Origin of the sequence: Saccharopolyspora sp. NPDC050389 (assembly GCF_040655595.1) — a bacterium.
GTDB lineage: Bacteria > Actinomycetota > Actinomycetes > Mycobacteriales > Pseudonocardiaceae > Saccharopolyspora.
In genome coordinates this window covers 13,403-30,627 of record NZ_JBFAKG010000053.1, presented here as the reverse complement: position 1 = coordinate 30,627, position 17,225 = coordinate 13,403, and the positions used below count along the sequence as shown (strand labels likewise).

Sequence of the window (17,225 nt, the reverse complement as noted above, 5' to 3'; positions counted from 1 at the left end):
TTGGTCTAGTCGGCCTCGGCGAGCGCGCGGTAGAGCGAGGCGACGGACGGGTTCCTGCCGGCGTTCTTGCCGGTCTTGATGGTGAGCTTCTTGGCGATCTCGGGGACCGGGGTGCCTTTGGCCTTGAGCGCGACGGCGAAGGTGAGCATGTCGTCGTCAATCACCTTCGGGCGGCCGCCGTGGTTGCCCTTGGCGGCGGCGGCCTGCTGGCCCTCGAGGGTCTTCTCGCGGATGTAGTTGCGATCGATCTGCGCGGAGGCGGCCAGGACGGCGAAGAACATCGCGCCCATGCCGTTGGGGTCGTAGATGCCGGTGAGCGGGCCGGTGAGGAGTTCGAGCTGGACGCCGGCGGCCTGCAGCTGCCCGGACAGCGCCATTAGCTCGGCGGCATTGCGCGCGAGGCGCTTGAGCTCGTGGACGGTGAGGATGACCGGCTGGTCCGGGGCGGCCTCGCGGATGTCGTACGCGAGCTTGAGCGCCTTCTCCAGTTCGGGGCGGACCTTGACGCGGGTGGAGATCTTCTCCGAGAAGACGCGCTTGCAGTTCGCGCGGTCGAGCGCGTCGAGCTGGGACTGCAGTTCCTGCTGGGCGGTGGAGCAGCGGGCGTACCCGATCCGGATCGCGGCCGCGGCCGGCGCCGGCGTCTCGGCCTTGATGCGCGGGCCGGGCACCCAGACCCGGCCGGGGCCGCGGTCGTCAGGAACGGCAACGTCGAGTTCCTCACGCAGCGCGGGAACGAGGATGAAGCGGGCGGTGTGGTACTTCGTCGCGGTCTTCCCGCCGCGGGTGCGGCACGGACTCCCGGCCGGAGCCTCGCACTTCGGGCAATCCTGTCGTTCTACCGCATTAGCGGCCTGCTCGGTCGTGAGATCCACGCGGGAAGTCTCTCAGAACTGCCTTGCAGAACACCGGAGTTTTGAGAGGTTTTCTGCGAATGGCGACCTGCGGAAACGTGATCACGAACCGGCCTCTCGCAGAACTCTCACAGATGGTCCATTTGTGAGAGTCGCGGACCTCGTACATCAGTGTCCGTCCTCGAAGAGCTCGGCCAGGTCTGGCGACATCTGTGGCAGGGGCTCGGGGTTGATGGCCGATCACGTCGTACTGGTGCGACTCGTACCTACTTGTCGTCTCCTTTTCGTTCTTGTTCGGGCCGCCGCCCTTCCGGCGAGCCGGTCATCGTCTCGACCGGCCCTGGCTCGGTGCGTCGGTCGGCGCTGCGGCCGCCACCGGGTGCCAACGCTTGACCGCAGCGGACAGCCCCAGCCCCATGCGCGGATCGCAGAAGAGGACGGTCTAGTCGTCGCCTCAGTGTCCGTCGCGGACCACCGCTAACCCGCCGACCCGGGTCGTGATGCCCGCCGGCCCGCGTCGGGCCGAAGCGAGCACGCTGGCCGGTCGACCGAGGGTGTCGCCCTGCTCCACCTCGATCGCGACCGTCTGCGCCCCTGTCGTGTCGAGCAGGTGGGCGGCCAGGCAGCCGGTGCTGTTGGCGTTGGCGACGTCCTCGTCGACACCGATCGCCGGCGCGAACATCCGCGCCGCACCCGGTCGGTCGCCCACCGGCGGTACGTACACGAAACAGCCGAGGAGCCCGTACCGCTGGCACGCCGCTGTCAGCCTGCCGAGGTGTGGGTGGACTCGGAGCAGCGCCGACCGGTCGTGGACCGGTACCAGCATGCGTGGTGCGCCGGGCGCGGCGATCCGTGGCGCGTCGGTCGGATGCGGATCGTCGGCGGTGAGCCCGAGCGCGGCGACGATCGCGGCGCGCTCGTCCGGTGCCGGGTGTCGCAGCGCGACGAGGCCCTGGTCGAACCACACCTCGATGCCGGCGGGGCGGCGGATCGCGACGGTGTCGAACGTGCGCCCGCCGGTGTGTTGGCGGTCGTTCAGCTCGCCCAGCGCGGTGCGGGTCAACCGGACGGCCTGCGCGGCAACGGTGCCGTGGCCGCAGCCGGACAGTTCGGCGGTGGCGGTGAAGAACCGGACCGGCCAGCCACCGTCCGGCGCCCGCCCCGGGCCGAGGAACGCCGCGTGCGAGGTGCCGGCCGCAGCAGCGACCGCACGCCGGTTAGCGTCCGTCGCCGCCGGGTCGTCGTCGGTGACGGCCGTGGGGCTACCGCCCCGACCGTCACGCCGCACACACGCATCAACCACCGTGACATCCCGCCAGGACATCGGCCCACCTTTGACGCTCAACGAACCGGCAACCGCCAACGGCGTCCGCCGCTAGCCGGACCTGGCCTTAAGCGGCCGACCGAACGCGTCCCAGAGCGTACCGGCCTGCCTCAGCCGGTGCCGTCCTGCACCGGATAGTGGATGACGACCAAACCGCCGGTGGCGTAGTTGACGACATCGGCGGCCACCCGCTGGCCATGCGACGACGCCCGCGCCGCGGCCATGGCGGCGGCGTCAGCGAAGTCGGCTTCGAAGACCGCGAAATACGGCGCTTCTCCCTCGGTCGCCGCCACGTCGAAGCTGTAGCGCCACGCAAGCGGGCCGGGCCAATTCTTGACCAGCGGAAGGTGGTTGTTCACGTAGTAGTCGCGGAAGTGGTCAGGGTCGGCGGGCTCGGAATACAGGACCAACGACCTATGCATGACGACCTCCGTCCAGGGACGTCAGCTGGCTGCCCAACTCGTAGCGACCCCACCCGTGCATGGCGCCAGCCATCGGGAGGATTCTGGCGAACATGCGGAACAGCCCGATCGGCGGGGCGTCCCCGGGCATCATGCGCGCGAGCAGTGCGCCGGCCTGGTCGGTGCACGGCGGTTCCAGCAGGGCTATCCGCGACATCGGCTCTCCCGTCGAGTTCGTTTCGAAATCAGAAACACCGGATGGATGCTAGTGTTTCGAATAAAGAAACGCAAGGAGGGTCATGCCGACGCCGCGCCCAGGAACACCGGTTCGTGGATCGACGACGGGCCGTCCCATCATGGCCGCGATGGACCTGTTCGGCCGTCGGTGGGCGCTGCGAATTCTCTGGGAGCTGCGTGCGGGTCCGCTCGGTGCCCGCGCGCTGCTGGCACGGTGCGAAGGGCTGTCATCCAGCGTCCTCTACCAGCGGCTCCGCGAACTCGCATCGAGCGGGATCATCGCGCCCTCGGCCGATGGCTACGAGCTCACTCGGCTGGGGACAGCACTCCGTGATGCCCTTCGTCCGCTCGACGAATGGGCGATCGCCTGGGTGCAGGAGCAAGAACACAACGATCAGGAGCCCACGGAGACGTGAAGGTCACGCCCGACCAGGTGGAGCGGTGATGTGACAGCCGCCGACTCGGGACACGGGCTCACGCGGCCTGCGAGAAACCCTCGGTCGCTGGCTCGTCGCCGCGCAGAGGGGTGAAGTCGACGTCCAGGCGCGGGTCGTACGCGTCGGGCTCGGCGCCGAGCTCGTGGGTGGCGTACTCGCCGAAGCGCCGGATGTGCTCGGTCAGGTACGGCGAGACCTGTGCCAGGTCCTCCGGGGCGATGTCCATCCCCTCGGCCTGCAGCTGGCGCACGATCTCGGCGATGTCGAGCGCGTTATGGAAGATCACCGCATTGGACAGCAGCGCGTTGAACTTCGCGGTCTTCTCCTGCTCGACGGGGTCGTTGTCGGCGATCACGCCGCCGTTGCCGAAGCCGACCCACTGGGAGAACCGGTTGAACGACTCGACCTTGTTGGTCGCGGCGGTCACCCGCCGGCGCAGCGGCGCGTCCGTCAGATACCGCAGGAGTTGCACGGTGCGGATGACGCGGCCGACCTCGCGAAAGGCGGTGTACGTGGCGTTCTTGTTGGAGCCCGCACGCAGCCGGCGCAGCAGCAGCGTGGAGGAGATCGCGCCCTCCCGTACGGAGACGGCCACCTTCATCAGGTGGCGGAACTGCGACTCGATCAGGTCCCAGTCGATGACGTTCCTGCCCGGCTCGCCGAACAGAGCGTCGATGTGGACGTACTCGGCGCTCCGGGTGGGCCGGTAGAACGTGAGGTCCTTCCAGTTGCGGATCCTGGGCACCAGGTCGAAGCCGAGGAGGTGGGCGAGCGCGAAGACCGGGAACGATTGGCCTTGGGTATCGGCGTGGACGGTGGTCGGCTTGAGTTCCGAGGCGTTCTTGAGCAGGCCCTCGATGATGTAGACGGCCTCCCACACCCCACACGGGATGAAGTGCGTGAAGAGTGCGATGTAGGTGTCGGAGATGTGGTGGTAGGCGATGCCGCCGGGCTTTCCGTAGCGGATCGACGTCTCGGCCAGAAGGTTGTTGAGGTAGGTGTCCATGTGGGTGCCGTCGGCCGCGACGGTGGAGCCGTTGCCCCACGCCTGCGAGATGTCGAGCTCGGCGTGCGCATTGACGACGTCGGCAATGGCCTCGTTGAGCAGCGCGATGGAGAAGTGCCGGTTGGCGGCCAGGGACAGCTCGTGCCCGCTGACACCGGGGATGTGCTTGGCGGCCTCGTACGGGCCCATGTTGGTGCCCTTGGTGAACGTGGTCAGCACGTACCGGCCGAAGGGGTCCTTCAGCTTCGGCTCCGCGCCGGAGGCCGGGCCGAAGCGCCGCCACCATTCCACCCAGTACGCCGTCCGCGCGATGATCCCCAGCAGCGTGCGCTCCGGCATCCGGGCCTTGATCGCCTCTTCCAGCCGCTTCGCCGAGGGTGTCTGCCCGTCCGCCCGGTGCCGCTTGAGCGACGGGATCCCGGTCTCCGGGGCGATGATCAGCCCTTCGTTGTCGGGATAGCCGGCGTCCGCGGCCGCCGCCGCGGCGGTCAGCCGGTCCTGCAGCTGCCGCCGGAAGCTCGCCGCGTCATACGACATCTCCTCTCCCGGCTCCACCAGGCCGACCTCGACCAGGTAAGCGGGCAGTTTCGCCTCCACGACGTTCATGGGGAGCAGCTGGTCGTTCCAGTCGGCGTGCTCCTCGGAGCCGGCCACGGCCACATCTCCGGTCCGCACGCTTCGGCGAGGGCGTGGAAGACCATCGCCTCGAAGTGGCGCCGTACGAAGCGGTCGGGCCGGTTCTTGTCCCGGATCGCCTTCTGCCAGTTCTTCGTCGCGAAGGAGACGTCGAGCTCCTTGCCCTCCGCGTTGGTGTCGGGGATGAAGTCCCGGGTGAGCTTGTGCCGCCGCGCGTGTTCCAGCGCGTCCAGGACCTTCGTGTCGTCGGTGGTGGACACCAGCTCCACGAGCTTGGCGAAGTCGTACATCACCGCCCGGTCCTTGCGTAGGTGCCCGTACAGCAGCACCTCCCAGTAGTCGCCGTGGTGCGCGGAGACCTTCTCGATCTGCTCGTACTGCCCATCGAACCCGCCAAAGCTGTCCACCGCCCGCAGCACCGCCGACAGCCCACCGGCCTGCGTCGTCACCGCGGCGGCCAGCGAGTGCAGTGCGGGCGCCACCGCGCCGCCAAATCGGGCCGCCACCTGCCTCGCCCCGGCATCCACCTCGATCCCGGCCAGCACGTTCAGCACCTCGGCGGACAGCTGACCTGCCTTGGCTTTCGCCTGCTGGGCGGGACCGTCGGCATCGACGTGCTGCAACAGCGTGCGGTAGTTGACGATCAGCGCCTCGACCATGGCCTGCTGCTTCTCGTGCAACTCCGCCAGCTCCGCCTTGGCCCGCTTGACCTGCAGCGCGACCCGTTTGGTGAACATCGCCGTCAGGTCGTCACGAGCTCGCATCTGCGCCTTGCGCACCAGGCAGGCCAGCAGCGCGGCCCGCTTGATGGGCTCGTAGTCCCGCATCCCCGGTGCGTCCGCAGCCTCGGCCTCGCCGGCGAAGTCGTTCACCTTCGCCGCAGCCACACCGTCCAGCCATTCGGCGGTGGGCCCGAGCCCGTCGACCCAGATCAGCTGATCCTTCTGCTGACGAAAGTGCGACCACGTCGGCGACTTCGCCGGCTTCTTCAGGCAGTTGTGCTCCGTGGTGCCGTCCGACAGCCGGTTGTCCAGCAGAGCGGCCATGCGCTGGCTACCGCCGGCGCCCATCCGCTCGTGCAAGCGGGCGAAGAGCGAGCCGTTCACCTCGGCGCGAATCCGGGCCGCGGCCCGGTCCAGCATCGAAAAGCCCGGGATCTCCAGGCCCGCCTCCACCACCTTCTCCAGCCCGATGTTGATCAGGTCGGCGGGGCGGTTCTTCGATGCCGCCGCCGCCCGGATCGCCTCCTCGGCAACCTCCCGGGCCCGAGCCGGTTCGTACCGCGCGTCCAGGCGCCGGCGTACCAGGCTGCGATGGTTCTTCGCGGTCTTGTCCGCCAAGGTCGGCAGCACCGTGCCCTCCGGCAGCTCCACCGCCCGGAGAACGAAGTCCACCACCGCCGCCGGATACTCCTCCGGTTTCGGGAAGCGCCCCATGCGCTGATACGACTTCAGCGCCAGCAGCAGCGCGAGCTGGTGCCCCTCGGAGTGCGTGCTCTCCGCGGCCCAAGCCGCCTCCTCGCGACTCGGCGCGAAGAACAAGTGCAGCTCATGCGCACTGATCAGCTGCTTGAACCGCGGATACGCGGTCCGCTCAATCGAGGTCACAGCCCACCCCGGCCCCAGACGACAGCCCAACGTCACCATCAACGACGCTGGGCTGAACGGGTGACGGTGGCGCCCCCTCACGCCGCCAAGATCATCCCATGGCCCGTTTGGAGCGTATCTGGGTCACACCCCGGAAACACCCACCACGCCATCTCAGCGCGCCGCACCCCCGGCGGCAACCACGCCTGAAGCGACGCGTGCGCTCAGCCGACGCCACCTTGCCTGCGGGACTCCTCGCGCAGCCGCCGCTCCCGCTCCGCTTCCTCGGGCGTCAGCACGTCGGCGGCGAAGTCCTCGGCGGCGTGCACCTGCCGCACCGTGACCGGCGCGGGGCAGCGCTTCGCCCATTCCAGCATTTCCTCCCGGGACCGGACCTGGAGCAGCCAGAACCCGGCGATCAGCTCCTTGGTCTCGGCGAACGGGCCGTCCACGACGGTTCGGCCGCCGCCGGTGGTGATCTCCGTCCGGAACCCCTTGGAGCTCGGGTGCAGGCCCTCCGCGGCCAGCAGCACCCCGGCCTTGACGAGCTCCTCGTTGTAGTCGGTCATCTCCTTGATGACCTCCTGGCTGGGCATCGCGCCCGCTTCGCTGTCGGCATTGGCCATGACCGCCATCAGGAATCGCATCGCGGGTCACTCCCTCGTCGGTGGCGGCCGGCCTCTCCGGCCGCTCACCAACGCATCGAACGGGCTCCCCGGAAATCGACACGTTCGACGACCCATTTCTGCGAATACCTATCCGCCCAGGTGGCGGCGGATGAGCTCGTTGGCCTCCTGCGGGTTCTCCATGCTGGCCATGTGCCCGCAGCCGGCCATCTCGACCAGTTCGGCGTTGGGCATCCGCTGCGCTCCGTCCCGCGCCATCCGGTGCAGGTCGGCCGCCTCCAGCCCGCCGACGATCAGCAGCGTCGGCGCGGCGATCTCCTCCAGCCTGCTCGCGACGTCGCGCTCCAGCAGATGCCCGGTCGCGGTGTGGTGGTTGCCCACGGTCGTCATCGCCATGTCCCGGCAACGCCGCCGGATCTGCTGGTCCACCTCGTCCGGCCGGCGGTGCGGGCCGTCCACCCCGATGCGCAGGAACGCCTCGACGTACCGGTCGATGTCCATCGCCAGCCTGGCGGCCTCCTGCTCGCGGTACCCGTCCTGAATGAACGGGTCGTGGAACTCGACCGGCGGGATGCCCGGGCCGAACAGCACCATGCGGTCGACCCGCTCCGGGTGTTGCAGCGCGAACGTCAGGGCGGTGGCACCGCCCATCGAATTGCCCATCAGGGACGCGGTGCCGACCTCGAAGTGGTCCAGCACCGCGAGCAGGTCGTCCTCGGCCCGGCAGTCGGCCATCGCGGTGCTGGAGCGCCCGTGGGAGCGGGCCTCGTAGCGGATCAACCGGTGGTCGGCGGCGAGTTCGAGCTGCTCGTCCCACATCTGCACGCCCAGGTAGCCGGCGTGCAGCAGCACCAGCGGCGGGCCCGAGCCCACGACCTCGGCGTAGAGCTCCCCGTCCTGGACCGGAACTCGGACTGACTCGATAGCGTTCATGACAACCAAGGTGTCATAATGACACCATGGTTGACAACTCCTCGCTTCCGCCGGAACTCCTCGGGCCCCGACTCGCCGAGGTCTACGCCGTCCTCGGCCCCCTCTACCGCCGAGTGGCGCGCCTCGTGGAGCAGGACAGCCCCCGCAACGGGCTGTCCATCGGCGTGCGCGCCGTCCTCGAACGGCTGGAACTGGCCGGAACGGCCGAAACGGTTCCCCAGATCGCACGAGCCCTGGAACTGAGCAGGCAGTTCGTGCAGCGCATGGTCAACGACGGGTTGGAGCAGGGATTCGTCGAGCTGCAATCGAACCCCGCGCACCGCCGCTCGTCATTGGTGGCGCTCACCGAGGCCGGCCGCACCGCCATCCAGGCGCTCCAGGCGAAGGAGCACGAAACGATGGGGCACGTCGGCGGCGACCTCACCGACGCCGACGTGGCGACGACGCTGCGGGTGCTGCGGCACATGCTCGCCGCGGTCAACGAAATCGACGTCCAGCCGTCGTGAGCGCTGAAGAGGCTGTTTCCAAACTCGATCTGCGTGGCGGTGCGGGTGGCGGCCCCCCTGCGGGAATTACGGTCGCCTTCTCGCTGTGGGATCCCCGACATCATGAATGCCAATTCACCACGTCGGGGACTGGCCTCGCCGAGAGCCCCTTCGGGCGGGCACAGTCTGAGAACCCGCGGCGGTGCGAGTTGCATAGGTGGGCTAAGCGGCTGCGCCGCTTCAAAGACAAAGCCCCGCGTTACCACATCCGCACGTCACCACATCCAAAACAGCCTCTACAGCGACCCAAAAGGCTCACGGCCCCGCGACCAGCGGAAACGGGCCGCACTGAGGCGTCGTCGCGCTAGGCGCCCGTGACCGTGGCCGCCTCGGCGAGGAGCGCGTCGAGCACGGCGCGGACCGCCGGGCGTTCCGTCGCTCCCTTCCTGCACGGCCCGCGCCGGATGTACCTCGTCGGTGCGTTCCTCACCGGGCTCGCCGGTGTCATCGGCATGCTCGCGCCGAACCTCGGCGTGCTCGTCGCGGCACGGGTGGTGCTCGGATTCGGGACGCGCGCGGGATATCCGGCGGCGATGCACCTGATCCGCGGCGAGGCCGAGCGCACCGGACGAGACAGCCCGGCCGGGGTGCTCACCGTCCTCGCGATCGCCACGCAGACGATCGCGGTCATAGGCGCCAGCCTGGGCGGAGCGCTCATCGGGCTGGGTGGCTGGCGCACCACGCTCGCGCTCAACATCCCGCTCGCGGCCCTCGGGCTGATCCTGGGAGCGCTGCGCCTGCCGAAAAGCACTGCGCCGCCCGGCGACCGCGCCGAGCGCGGGCTGGACCTGCCGGGCGTGGCGTTGTTCGCGGTGAACCTGGTGTCACTGTTGCTGTTCCTGATGACCCCGGGCGTCGAACGCTGGTATCTGCTCGTCGTGGCGGTGGTCGCCGGTGCCGCCTTCGTGGTGCGGGAGCTGCGGGCGTCGTCGCCGTTCATCGACCTGCGCCTGCTGGGCGGCAACCTGCCTCTGGTCCTGACCTACGTGCGGGCATTGCTGGCCTACGTCGTCGCCTACTCGTTCCTCTTCGGGTACACGCAGTGGATGGAGGAGGGGCGCGGGCTTTCCGCCGCGCAGGACGGAGTCGCGCTGCTGCCGTTGTTCGGCATCGGAATCCTCGCCTCGATCCTCACCGGCCGCCGCAAGGAAGTGCGAGCCAAGCTGATGATCGGTGCCGCCGCGCAGATCGCCGCCTGCGCCCTGCTGCTCGCGCTGGGCCCCGGCAGCCCGTTCTGGCTGTTGCTGCTCGTCGCCGTCATCTTCGGTGTGCCGCATGGGCTGAACAACCTCGCATTGCAGAACTCCGTTTACCACCAGTCGGATTCGGAGCGCATCGGCTCCTCATCCGGCCTGTTGCACACCTTCGGCTACCTGGGCGCGATCATCGCCTCCGCCGCCGGCGGTGCCTTCTTCTCGCGCGGTGCCGACACCGCCGGGCTGCCGACCTCGACTACCGGCTCACGGTGCTCTCCGACGGCTGCTACGACCCGGATTCCCGAGGTCCACGAGATCCTCGTCGGCAAGGTGTTCGCCCGGCAGGCCGAGGTGACGAGAATCGAGGACTGGGCCACGACGCTCGCCTGAACGGACGCGGTCAGGTTTGCTGGTTCGGCGGATCGGCGTTCTTGCTCGATCGGGCTTTGGCGTAGCGGCACATTCCGAGCATGGCCACGATCCCGGCCGTCCACGGGGTGATCGATGACAGGCTGCCGTGGATGAGGACCACGGTCAGCAGCACGGGGACGAGCGGTGCGACGGCTAGGAGGATCGAACGGCAGGTCGTGCCCCAGTCCTGCTGCGCGTTGCTGAGCAGGGACCACACCGGGCTGGGGCTGTCTTCGCGGCGGCCACCCTTCTTCCTCGTGATTGCGCGTTGCTGCTTGTCTGCTTCTGTCACTCGCCTGATCCGTGGTCGTCGAGGCCGACCTCCCCGCCAGCCCAGCCTTCGGGCACCTCCCGACGCGCGCCAGGCTCCCGGACGGCGCGCTTCGTGAGGTCCCTTCATCTCTTCACTGGTTCATACCGGGGACCGGGATGGCGGCGCCGGTGATCATGCCGGAGTTGCGGTCAGCGGCGGGTTGTGGTCGACGACCGGCGGCGGCGGTTCGGAGCCGCCGGTGGCGTCCGTCCACAATGGCCGACGATCGGCGATTTCACCTGAACGAGTGAGAAGGCGCGTCAGCTGGTCGCGGCGGCGGGCAGCGCGATTCCCGCCTCGGGCGTGTTGAGCAGGAACGCGAAGCTCTCCTCGAAGTACAGGTCGATTCCCTCGGCGTCGTGCGACAGGTAGCCGATCGAAAGATCCCGCCCGAGCAGCAGATCGTGATCGCCGCCCCGGGTCGACAGCAGGCAGCCGCCGCTGATCGCAGGAGCCCACACCACGTCTCCGCCGAGGATGCGCTGCAGGTGCTCGATCAGCGGATACCCGGCCTCGGTGGCTCCGGCGGCCGCCGTGTACTCGGACGCGCCGAGCAACAACGCGTGCGGACCGTCGACACCTGCCATTCGCAGCGCGCCCAAGGCTCGTGCCACCACGCCTGGCAGCCCGCGCACGTCGGCGGGCAGCGCAATCGGCGAGTGCGACGCTCCGGCCCGGATGCCGGTGATGCCGGCGGCCTCGAACCCGTCGACGATCGCGCGGTCCTCGGCGCGCGCGATGCGCTGCGCCGCATCCTTCACGGGCTGCCAGTCGGCGTCGCGGGAACCGCGTTCGACGTCGTCGACGGCCTGCCGGGACACGCGGAACGGCACGCGCAGCTCCAGCACCGGCCGGGCCTCCCGCAACTTCGCCTGCACGCCGTCGTTGCCGGGTGTGTCGATGCGCGTGCTGCGGCCGGTCCCGACCGCGGCGAAGGTGTCGCCCCGCGGGTCGGAAACATCCACGACCCGTCGGCCGGCCGCGTGCCGCGCGAAGGTGCGTCGCGCTTCCTGCTCCAGGTCGGACCACGCGGCTTGCGAGATCGGGGCCAGTTCGCGGTGCAGATTGTTCATGACGGCGGGTTTCCCTTCAGGCTCCCGATGCCGAGCGTCGACTCGGCGGTCGGTGTTCCGGTCGGCGGCGGCGGTTGCTGCTCCAGGAACGTGAGCGTCGGCACGAAGAACAGTGACCCGGTCACGGCGGTGGAGAAGTCCAGGATCCGGTCGTGGTTGCCGACCGGAACGCCGACGAACATGTTGGTCAGCATCTGCTCGATGAGTCCGGGATCGCCGGCGTAGCCGATGAAGTAGGTGCCGAACCGGCCGCCGGTGAATTCGCCGAAGGGCATGTTGTCCCGCAGGATCTGCCGTTCGCTGCCGTCCTCGGCGGTGATCGTCGTCAGCGCGACGTGCGAGTTGGCCGGCTTCACGTCGTCGGCGAGTTCGATGTCGTCGAGCTTGGTGCGTCCCACCACCCGTTGCTGCTCCTCGACCGGCAACTCGTTCCACGCCCGCAGGTCGTGCAGGTACTTCTGCACGACCACGTAGCTGGCGCCGGCGAAGTGCGGGTCCTGTTCCGCCGTGGCCGCCACCGCGGACCGGGCCGCCACTCCCGTCGGGTTCTCGGTGCCGTCCACGAACCCGAGCAGATCCCGCTCGTCCCAGTACTTGAAGCCGTGCACCTCGTCGAGGATCGTCACCGCGCCGCGCAGCCGCGCCAGGATCTGCGCGGCCAGCTCGAAGCACAGGAACTCCTGCCGGGCCCGGATGTGCAGCAGGACATCGCCGGGAGTGGACACCGACCGGTGCTTCGCCCCGACGAACTCCGGCAGGGGATGCAGCCCCTCCGGTCGCGGCCCCGAGAACAGGCGATCCCACGCCTGCGATCCGATCCCGGCGACGCAGGTCAGCCCGCCTTCGGGGTAGCGGAAACCGGCCGCGCGCTGCAGTGCCGCGAGATCGCCGAGGACCGCCCGCACCTGCGACTCGCCACCGGGCGAAACCGAAAGCACGAGGAAGATCGCCGAAGGCGTCAACGGTGCCAGCACCGGCTGCGGCACGGACGATTCGGGGCTCGACATCGTGGTGCTCACCTCCCAAGTGGCCGACTCTAAACCGGCCCCGGCGCTACAGCCTTGTGTAAGCGTCGATGTCGCGTTCGAACTCGGCGATGGCCTCCGCGGTGAGCGTCGGGCGGGCGTCCGCGATCGCCTGCAGGTACTCGTCGGTCGTCGCGAGGTCTCCGTGCTCGTGCAGCACGTCGCGCTCGAACGCGGTCTGGGCGCCCTGGCGCGCCGCGAACTCGATGTCCGCCGGGGTGAACAGTTCCGTCCGTTCCACCAGCAGGTCCAGATCGACGTTGTCGCGCGCCGGGCCGAGGTAGCGCGACCAGATCGCCCGCCGCGCGGGCGGATCCGGCGGTCCCACCGGGATGAGGTAGTCGAACCGGCCCGGCCGCAGGAACGCCGGATCCAGCGAGCTCACCGCGTTGGTCGCGCAGACCAGCAGGCGGTGGTCGTGCTCGCGGAAGCCCGGGATCAGCTTGAGCAGCTCGTTGGTCACGCCGTGCGCCGGGCCCGCCGCCGGGCTGGAGCGGGTCCCGGCGATCTCCTCGACCTCGTCTATGAACAGCACCAGGTCGTCGAGTTCCTCCAGCTCCGCGAACACCTCCCGCAGCGAGGCGGCGAGGCCGTCCGGGGAGGACGCGGCGAGCCGGGAGGGGAACAGTTCCACGAACGGCCAGTTCAGCCGCGAGGCGATCGCCTTGGCGAAGCTGGTCTTGCCGGTGCCCGGCGGCCCGAACAGCACGATCGCCTTGGGCGGCAGGACACCGTGGCGCTCGGCCTGTTCGGGATGGGAGATCGGCAGCACGACCCGGCGTTCGATGACGTCCTTCTCCCGCCGCATGCCCGCCAGCGCGTCCCACCCGCCGGGCGGCAGGAGCCTGCCGCCGACGTGTTCGAGCACGTCGAAGTCGGCGGGGTCGAGCGCCTGCACCTTCTCGAAGTAGGTCAGGTCGGTGCGAGGCCGGTAGCCGGAGTTCACCATCGCCCGGAATCCCGCGGCTCCCTCGGACACCAGGCTGGCGATCCGGTGCACTCCCGTGCTGCGCAGCTTCTTCTCCAACTCGGCCAGCAGCGCGCTGCCGATGCCGCGGTTGCGCCACCGGGCGTCCAGGGCGAACAGCGCCAGCCAGGCCCGGTCGCCCTCGACCTTGGCCGCCGCCATGCCGACGACGTCCTGCTGCACCACCGCGACCAGGGCCGGATGCCCGGCCCGCGCGATCGACACCACCTCGGCGGCGGAGAACGCCGGCTCCCCGCCTTCCCTGCTCTGGTCCCAGATGCGGATCGCCTGGTCCAGGTCGTCGTCGTGGAAATCGCGCACCCGCCAAGACGGCACGGCCCACCTCCCGGTCTTCCGCGCTGCGCGGCCGCACCGGCCGCGAGCTTGTGTCGGGCAATACCCGCTCGTCGCCCAGCGAATGAGTTCCGAGTCGGGATTTTCTGCGGCGCCGTTTCCGCCTTCGTGCGGTGGCCGAATCGGCACTGGATGAATTCTCCGCCAGGTATTCGGGAAAAGTCAAAGAAACATTTCCGATTTCGCAATAGGTCGCACCTATTTGCAAATCGGGCATCCGTGTGCTCGTGACCCGGCGTTAGGCGGGTGTCGAGCGGCGTCGCAAGGCGTCTTTCGCCTGCCGGGATAGGATGTTCCGTGGCCCTCTGGCGTTAGGTGAACAGAATGCTCTTCCGGCAGCTCGAGTACTTGGTGGCATTGTCGCGTGAACGGCATTTCGTGCGGGCCGCCCAAGCGTGCTCCGTTTCCCAGCCGGCGCTGTCCGAGGCGATTCGGAAGCTGGAGGAGGAGCTCGACGTCCCGCTGATCCGTCGCGAACGCCGTTTCCAGGGCCTGACCCCGGAAGGCGAGCGCATCGTCCGGTGGGCGGAGAGGATCCTGGCCGACCGGGATTCGATGCGGCTGGAGGTGAGCGCCCTCCGCACAGGGCTGACTGGCCAGCTCTCGATCGGCGTCATCCCGACGGCCGCGCCGGCGGTGCCGCTGCTCACGGCGCGGTTCTGCGCGGAACACCCGCTGGCCCGGGTGCTGGTGCAGGCCGATCTGCCGACCGACGAGATCTTCCGGCGGCTGCGGAACTTCGAGGTCGACGTCGCGATCACGTACCTCGCCGACGTCGAGGCGGGCAGCATGACCGCGGTTCCAATGTACCGGGAGCGGTACGTGCTGCTGACGCCCGCCGAGGGGGAGTTCGCCGCCCGCGAGTCGGTGACCTGGGCGGAAGCCGGGTGCGTGCCGCTGTGCCTGCTGACGCCGTCGATGCGCGGCCGGCGCACGCTGGACGCCGTCTTCGCCGAAGTCGGCATTTCGCCTGTCCCGCAACTGGAAACCGACTCGATCGCGGGGCTGTGCGCGCACGTCGCGATGGGCCGGTGGTCGAGCATCGTGCCGGCCCCGTTCGCCCGGGCCATCAGCGACACGGCCGCGGTGAAGGCCGTCCCGCTGGTGGCCCCGGACCACGAAGCGGAGGTCGCGCTGGTGACGACCGCGCGGGAGCCCGGATCGGTGATGGGCCGCGCGTTCATCGAGGTCGCGAGGTCGGTGGATGTGGCCGACGCCCTGGAGTGATCACGGCACCGGAATCGGTTGCAGCCGCTCGGCGCCGGTGTAGACGTTCATCGAGTTGCCGCGCAGGAAGCCGATCAGCGTCAGCCCGGAGTCCGCGGCGAGGTCCGCTGCCAGCGAGGACGGGGCGGACACGGCGGCCAGCGCGGGGATGCCGGCCATCACCGCCTTCTGCACCAGTTCGAAGGACGCCCGGCCGCTCACCATCAGGACCGATTCGCGAAGCGGCAACCCGCCCGCGCGCAGGGCGTCGCCGATGACCTTGTCCACCGCGTTGTGCCGCCCGACGTCTTCGCGCAGGCAGGTGAGCCGGCCATCGGCGGTGAACAGCCCGGCGGCGTGCAGGCCACCGGTGCTGTCGAACACCCGCTGAGCCGCCCGCAGCCGGTCGGGGAGTGCGGCCAGCGTCGCCGGCTCGATGCGCAGCGAGTCCTCGCCGAGAGGCCAGGTCGTCGTGGTGCGCACCGCTTCCAGGCTCGCCTTGCCGCACAGCCCGCATGACGACGTGGTGTAGAAGTTCCGTTCCAGCGACGCGTCCGGCGGCGCCACGCCGGGAGCCAGGGCGACGTCGACCACGTTGTAGGTGTTGCCGCCGTCGGCGGTGGCGCCCGCGCAGTAGCGGATCGCGGTCACGTCTTCGGTCGAGTGGACGACGCCTTCGCTCACCAGGAATCCGGCCGCGAGGTCGAAGTCGTGCCCGGGGGTGCGCATGGTCACGGTGAGCGGGCGGCCGCCGACCCGGATTTCCATCGGCTCCTCGGCCGCCAGGGTGTCCGGGCGCTGCGACGGCACTCCGTCGCGGATGCGCAGCACCGGCCGCCGCACGGTCACTCGGCCCATTGTTCTTTCCTTTCCTTGAGTTCACCGGAGATCCGGTGGGGTAGATGGCTTCGGGAATGCCACGCCGTGATCGAGAGGAACAGCAGGCCGGCGGCGGCCATGCCCGCCAGCAGCGCCGGATACGGCGCGGCGCCCGCCGTGACGGCCAGGAAGAGCGGCGTGAGGAAGCCGAGGTAGGTGGTGCCGTGGTAGAGCGACACCGTGGACGGCAACGCCGAAGGCGGGGTCAGCCGCTCGAGTTCTCGCAGGCCGGAGGCCGAGGTGAGGCCGTATCCGGCGCCGAGCAGGAGCGCCGCGACCGACGTCAGGACGACGGAGCCCTGGTACACGGCGTAGGAACCCAGCAGCAGCCCGGCGATCACGGTGGCCATGCCTGCGAGCGTCGCCCGCGCGTTGCCGGCGTGGTCCAGCAGGCGCGCCAGGGGCTGGACGGCGATGCCCGTGGCGAGGGTCAGGGCCGTTACCAATCCGCTGAAAAGCGGTGCGTAGCCGGGAACCCGGTCGGCCAGCAGCGGCGGCAGCACGACGTAGGCGACCGTCGCGGCGGCGAAGACGGCCGGGCTCGCCGGGAGGACCACGCGCAGGAATCGCGGATGCCTGGTCGCCGACCTGCCCACTCCCCGGACGTGCCGGACCTTGGCGACCGTCACCGGTGAAGGTGCGGTTTCCGGCACCTTCCACGTGGCGGCGAGGCAGAGCAGGGCCAGCACGGTGTGCACGAGCGCGGGGAACACCGCAGGCCAGGGCGACCATTGGGCGAGGATGCCCGCCACGAGAGCTCCCGCCGCGAGGCCGCCGCCGGTCGCGTTCATCGCGCGGCGCGGGCCCGCGCTCGGGCGCCCGAGATCGGCCGACAGCTCCACGATCCACGTGGTTCCAGCGGAGAGGACGACGCCGGCCGCGACGCCCGCGGCCAGGCGGCTCGCGTACACCGGGAACTGCGACACCGGCGCCAGCGACAGCAGCGCACTGGCGACGGCGGACAGCGCGAGGGCTGGACGAACGATGCGCCTGCCGCGCTGGTCCGAGGCGGGGCCGCCCAGCAACAGGCCGGGGAGCAGCCCGAACAGGTAGGTGGTGAACATCGCGGCGACCGGGATGTCGCGCCAGTGGCGCTCCGTGCGGTAGACGACGGCCAGCGGCGCGAACTGGTTCGCGCCCCACCCGGCGGTGAACACCGCGGCCGCGGCCGGCATCCAGCTGGATGCGGTGCGGTACGTCGTCATGCCGGCGTTCG

18 protein-coding genes are annotated in these 17,225 nt (G+C 69.7%); 4 read left to right on the top strand and 14 right to left on the bottom strand.

Translation table 11 applies throughout. The features are described from left to right. Nucleotides 1-5 precede the first annotated feature (5 nt). The 4 genes from AB0I53_RS30040 to AB0I53_RS30025 all read right to left on the bottom strand — a co-directional run bounded on the left by AB0I53_RS30040 (nucleotide 6) and on the right by AB0I53_RS30025 (nucleotide 2,796). Nucleotides 6-875 carry a recombinase family protein gene (locus AB0I53_RS30040; RefSeq protein WP_358610218.1) on the bottom strand — a complete coding sequence of 290 codons (870 nt, stop codon included), beginning with the start codon at nucleotides 873-875 and terminating at the stop codon, nucleotides 6-8. 433 nt (nucleotides 876-1,308) lie between these two features. Then, a complete protein-coding gene (locus AB0I53_RS30035) occupies nucleotides 1,309-2,178 on the bottom strand; it encodes a PhzF family phenazine biosynthesis isomerase (protein WP_358610215.1) in 870 nt (289 codons plus the stop codon). Between the two features lie 110 nt (nucleotides 2,179-2,288). Next, entirely contained in the window at nucleotides 2,289-2,600 is a 312-nt protein-coding gene (locus AB0I53_RS30030; protein WP_358610212.1) for an EthD family reductase, read from the bottom strand. Beyond that, nucleotides 2,593-2,796 carry a hypothetical protein gene (locus AB0I53_RS30025; RefSeq protein WP_358610209.1) on the bottom strand — a complete coding sequence of 68 codons (204 nt, stop codon included), beginning with the start codon at nucleotides 2,794-2,796 and terminating at the stop codon, nucleotides 2,593-2,595. Before AB0I53_RS30025 ends, AB0I53_RS30030 begins: the two co-directional genes overlap by 8 nt. A gap of 148 nt (nucleotides 2,797-2,944) precedes the next feature. Between AB0I53_RS30025 and AB0I53_RS30020 the strand changes: the two genes are divergently transcribed. Then, a complete protein-coding gene (locus AB0I53_RS30020; RefSeq protein WP_358610206.1) occupies nucleotides 2,945-3,232 on the top strand; it encodes a helix-turn-helix domain-containing protein in 288 nt (95 codons plus the stop codon). A gap of 58 nt (nucleotides 3,233-3,290) precedes the next feature. Here the strand turns inward: AB0I53_RS30020 and AB0I53_RS30015 are convergent, their stop codons facing one another. From AB0I53_RS30015 to AB0I53_RS30000, 4 genes are all read right to left on the bottom strand, one after another. Beyond that, entirely contained in the window at nucleotides 3,291-4,913 is a 1,623-nt protein-coding gene (locus tag AB0I53_RS30015) for a transposase (RefSeq protein WP_358610203.1), read from the bottom strand. Further along, nucleotides 4,862-6,502, bottom strand: a complete 1,641-nt coding sequence (locus AB0I53_RS30010; protein ID WP_358610200.1) for a DUF4158 domain-containing protein — start codon at nucleotides 6,500-6,502, stop codon at nucleotides 4,862-4,864. The genes AB0I53_RS30015 and AB0I53_RS30010 overlap by 52 nt, the downstream gene beginning before the upstream one ends. 203 nt (nucleotides 6,503-6,705) lie before the next feature. Continuing rightward, the gene (locus tag AB0I53_RS30005; RefSeq protein WP_358610197.1) at nucleotides 6,706-7,128 is read right to left on the bottom strand and encodes a YciI family protein; all 423 of its coding nucleotides are present in this window, start codon (nucleotides 7,126-7,128) and stop codon (nucleotides 6,706-6,708) included. 108 nt (nucleotides 7,129-7,236) lie between these two features. Beyond that, nucleotides 7,237-8,040, bottom strand: coding sequence for an alpha/beta hydrolase (locus AB0I53_RS30000; RefSeq protein ID WP_358610194.1), 804 nt, complete (start codon nucleotides 8,038-8,040; stop codon nucleotides 7,237-7,239). Between the two features lie 26 nt (nucleotides 8,041-8,066). Between AB0I53_RS30000 and AB0I53_RS29995 the strand changes: the two genes are divergently transcribed. Both AB0I53_RS29995 and AB0I53_RS29990 read left to right on the top strand, forming a co-directional pair. Continuing rightward, a complete protein-coding gene (locus AB0I53_RS29995) occupies nucleotides 8,067-8,546 on the top strand; it encodes a MarR family winged helix-turn-helix transcriptional regulator (protein ID WP_358610192.1) in 480 nt (159 codons plus the stop codon). Between the two features lie 353 nt (nucleotides 8,547-8,899). Next, entirely contained in the window at nucleotides 8,900-10,171 is a 1,272-nt protein-coding gene (locus AB0I53_RS29990; protein ID WP_358610189.1) for an MFS transporter, read from the top strand. Nucleotides 10,172-10,181: 10 nt separating this feature from the next. On the opposite strand, the gene AB0I53_RS29985 is transcribed toward AB0I53_RS29990, so the two are convergent. The 4 genes from AB0I53_RS29985 to AB0I53_RS29970 all read right to left on the bottom strand — a co-directional run bounded on the left by AB0I53_RS29985 (nucleotide 10,182) and on the right by AB0I53_RS29970 (nucleotide 13,906). Further along, nucleotides 10,182-10,484, bottom strand: coding sequence for a hypothetical protein (locus AB0I53_RS29985; RefSeq protein WP_358610186.1), 303 nt, complete (start codon nucleotides 10,482-10,484; stop codon nucleotides 10,182-10,184). Nucleotides 10,485-10,765: 281 nt separating this feature from the next. Next, nucleotides 10,766-11,578: a family 1 encapsulin nanocompartment shell protein gene (locus AB0I53_RS29980; RefSeq protein ID WP_358610183.1), complete on the bottom strand. Its 813-nt coding sequence runs from the start codon at nucleotides 11,576-11,578 to the stop codon at nucleotides 10,766-10,768. Then, on the bottom strand, nucleotides 11,575-12,585 hold the full coding sequence (locus tag AB0I53_RS29975) for a Dyp-type peroxidase (RefSeq protein ID WP_358610180.1): 1,011 nt from the start codon (nucleotides 12,583-12,585) through the stop codon (nucleotides 11,575-11,577). Before AB0I53_RS29975 ends, AB0I53_RS29980 begins: the two co-directional genes overlap by 4 nt. A 46-nt stretch (nucleotides 12,586-12,631) precedes the next feature. Beyond that, the gene (locus AB0I53_RS29970) at nucleotides 12,632-13,906 is read right to left on the bottom strand and encodes a GNAT family N-acetyltransferase (protein WP_358610177.1); all 1,275 of its coding nucleotides are present in this window, start codon (nucleotides 13,904-13,906) and stop codon (nucleotides 12,632-12,634) included. A gap of 342 nt (nucleotides 13,907-14,248) precedes the next feature. Between AB0I53_RS29970 and AB0I53_RS29965 the strand changes: the two genes are divergently transcribed. Further along, nucleotides 14,249-15,151, top strand: coding sequence for a LysR family transcriptional regulator (locus AB0I53_RS29965; RefSeq protein WP_358610174.1), 903 nt, complete (start codon nucleotides 14,249-14,251; stop codon nucleotides 15,149-15,151). Here AB0I53_RS29965 and fdhD read toward each other — a convergent pair whose 3' ends face one another. Further along, the gene (gene fdhD, locus AB0I53_RS29960; protein ID WP_358610171.1) at nucleotides 15,152-15,988 is read right to left on the bottom strand and encodes a formate dehydrogenase accessory sulfurtransferase FdhD; all 837 of its coding nucleotides are present in this window, start codon (nucleotides 15,986-15,988) and stop codon (nucleotides 15,152-15,154) included. Then, the gene (locus tag AB0I53_RS29955) at nucleotides 15,976-17,214 is read right to left on the bottom strand and encodes an MFS transporter (RefSeq protein WP_358610168.1); all 1,239 of its coding nucleotides are present in this window, start codon (nucleotides 17,212-17,214) and stop codon (nucleotides 15,976-15,978) included. Before AB0I53_RS29955 ends, fdhD begins: the two co-directional genes overlap by 13 nt. Nucleotides 17,215-17,225 lie beyond the last annotated feature (11 nt).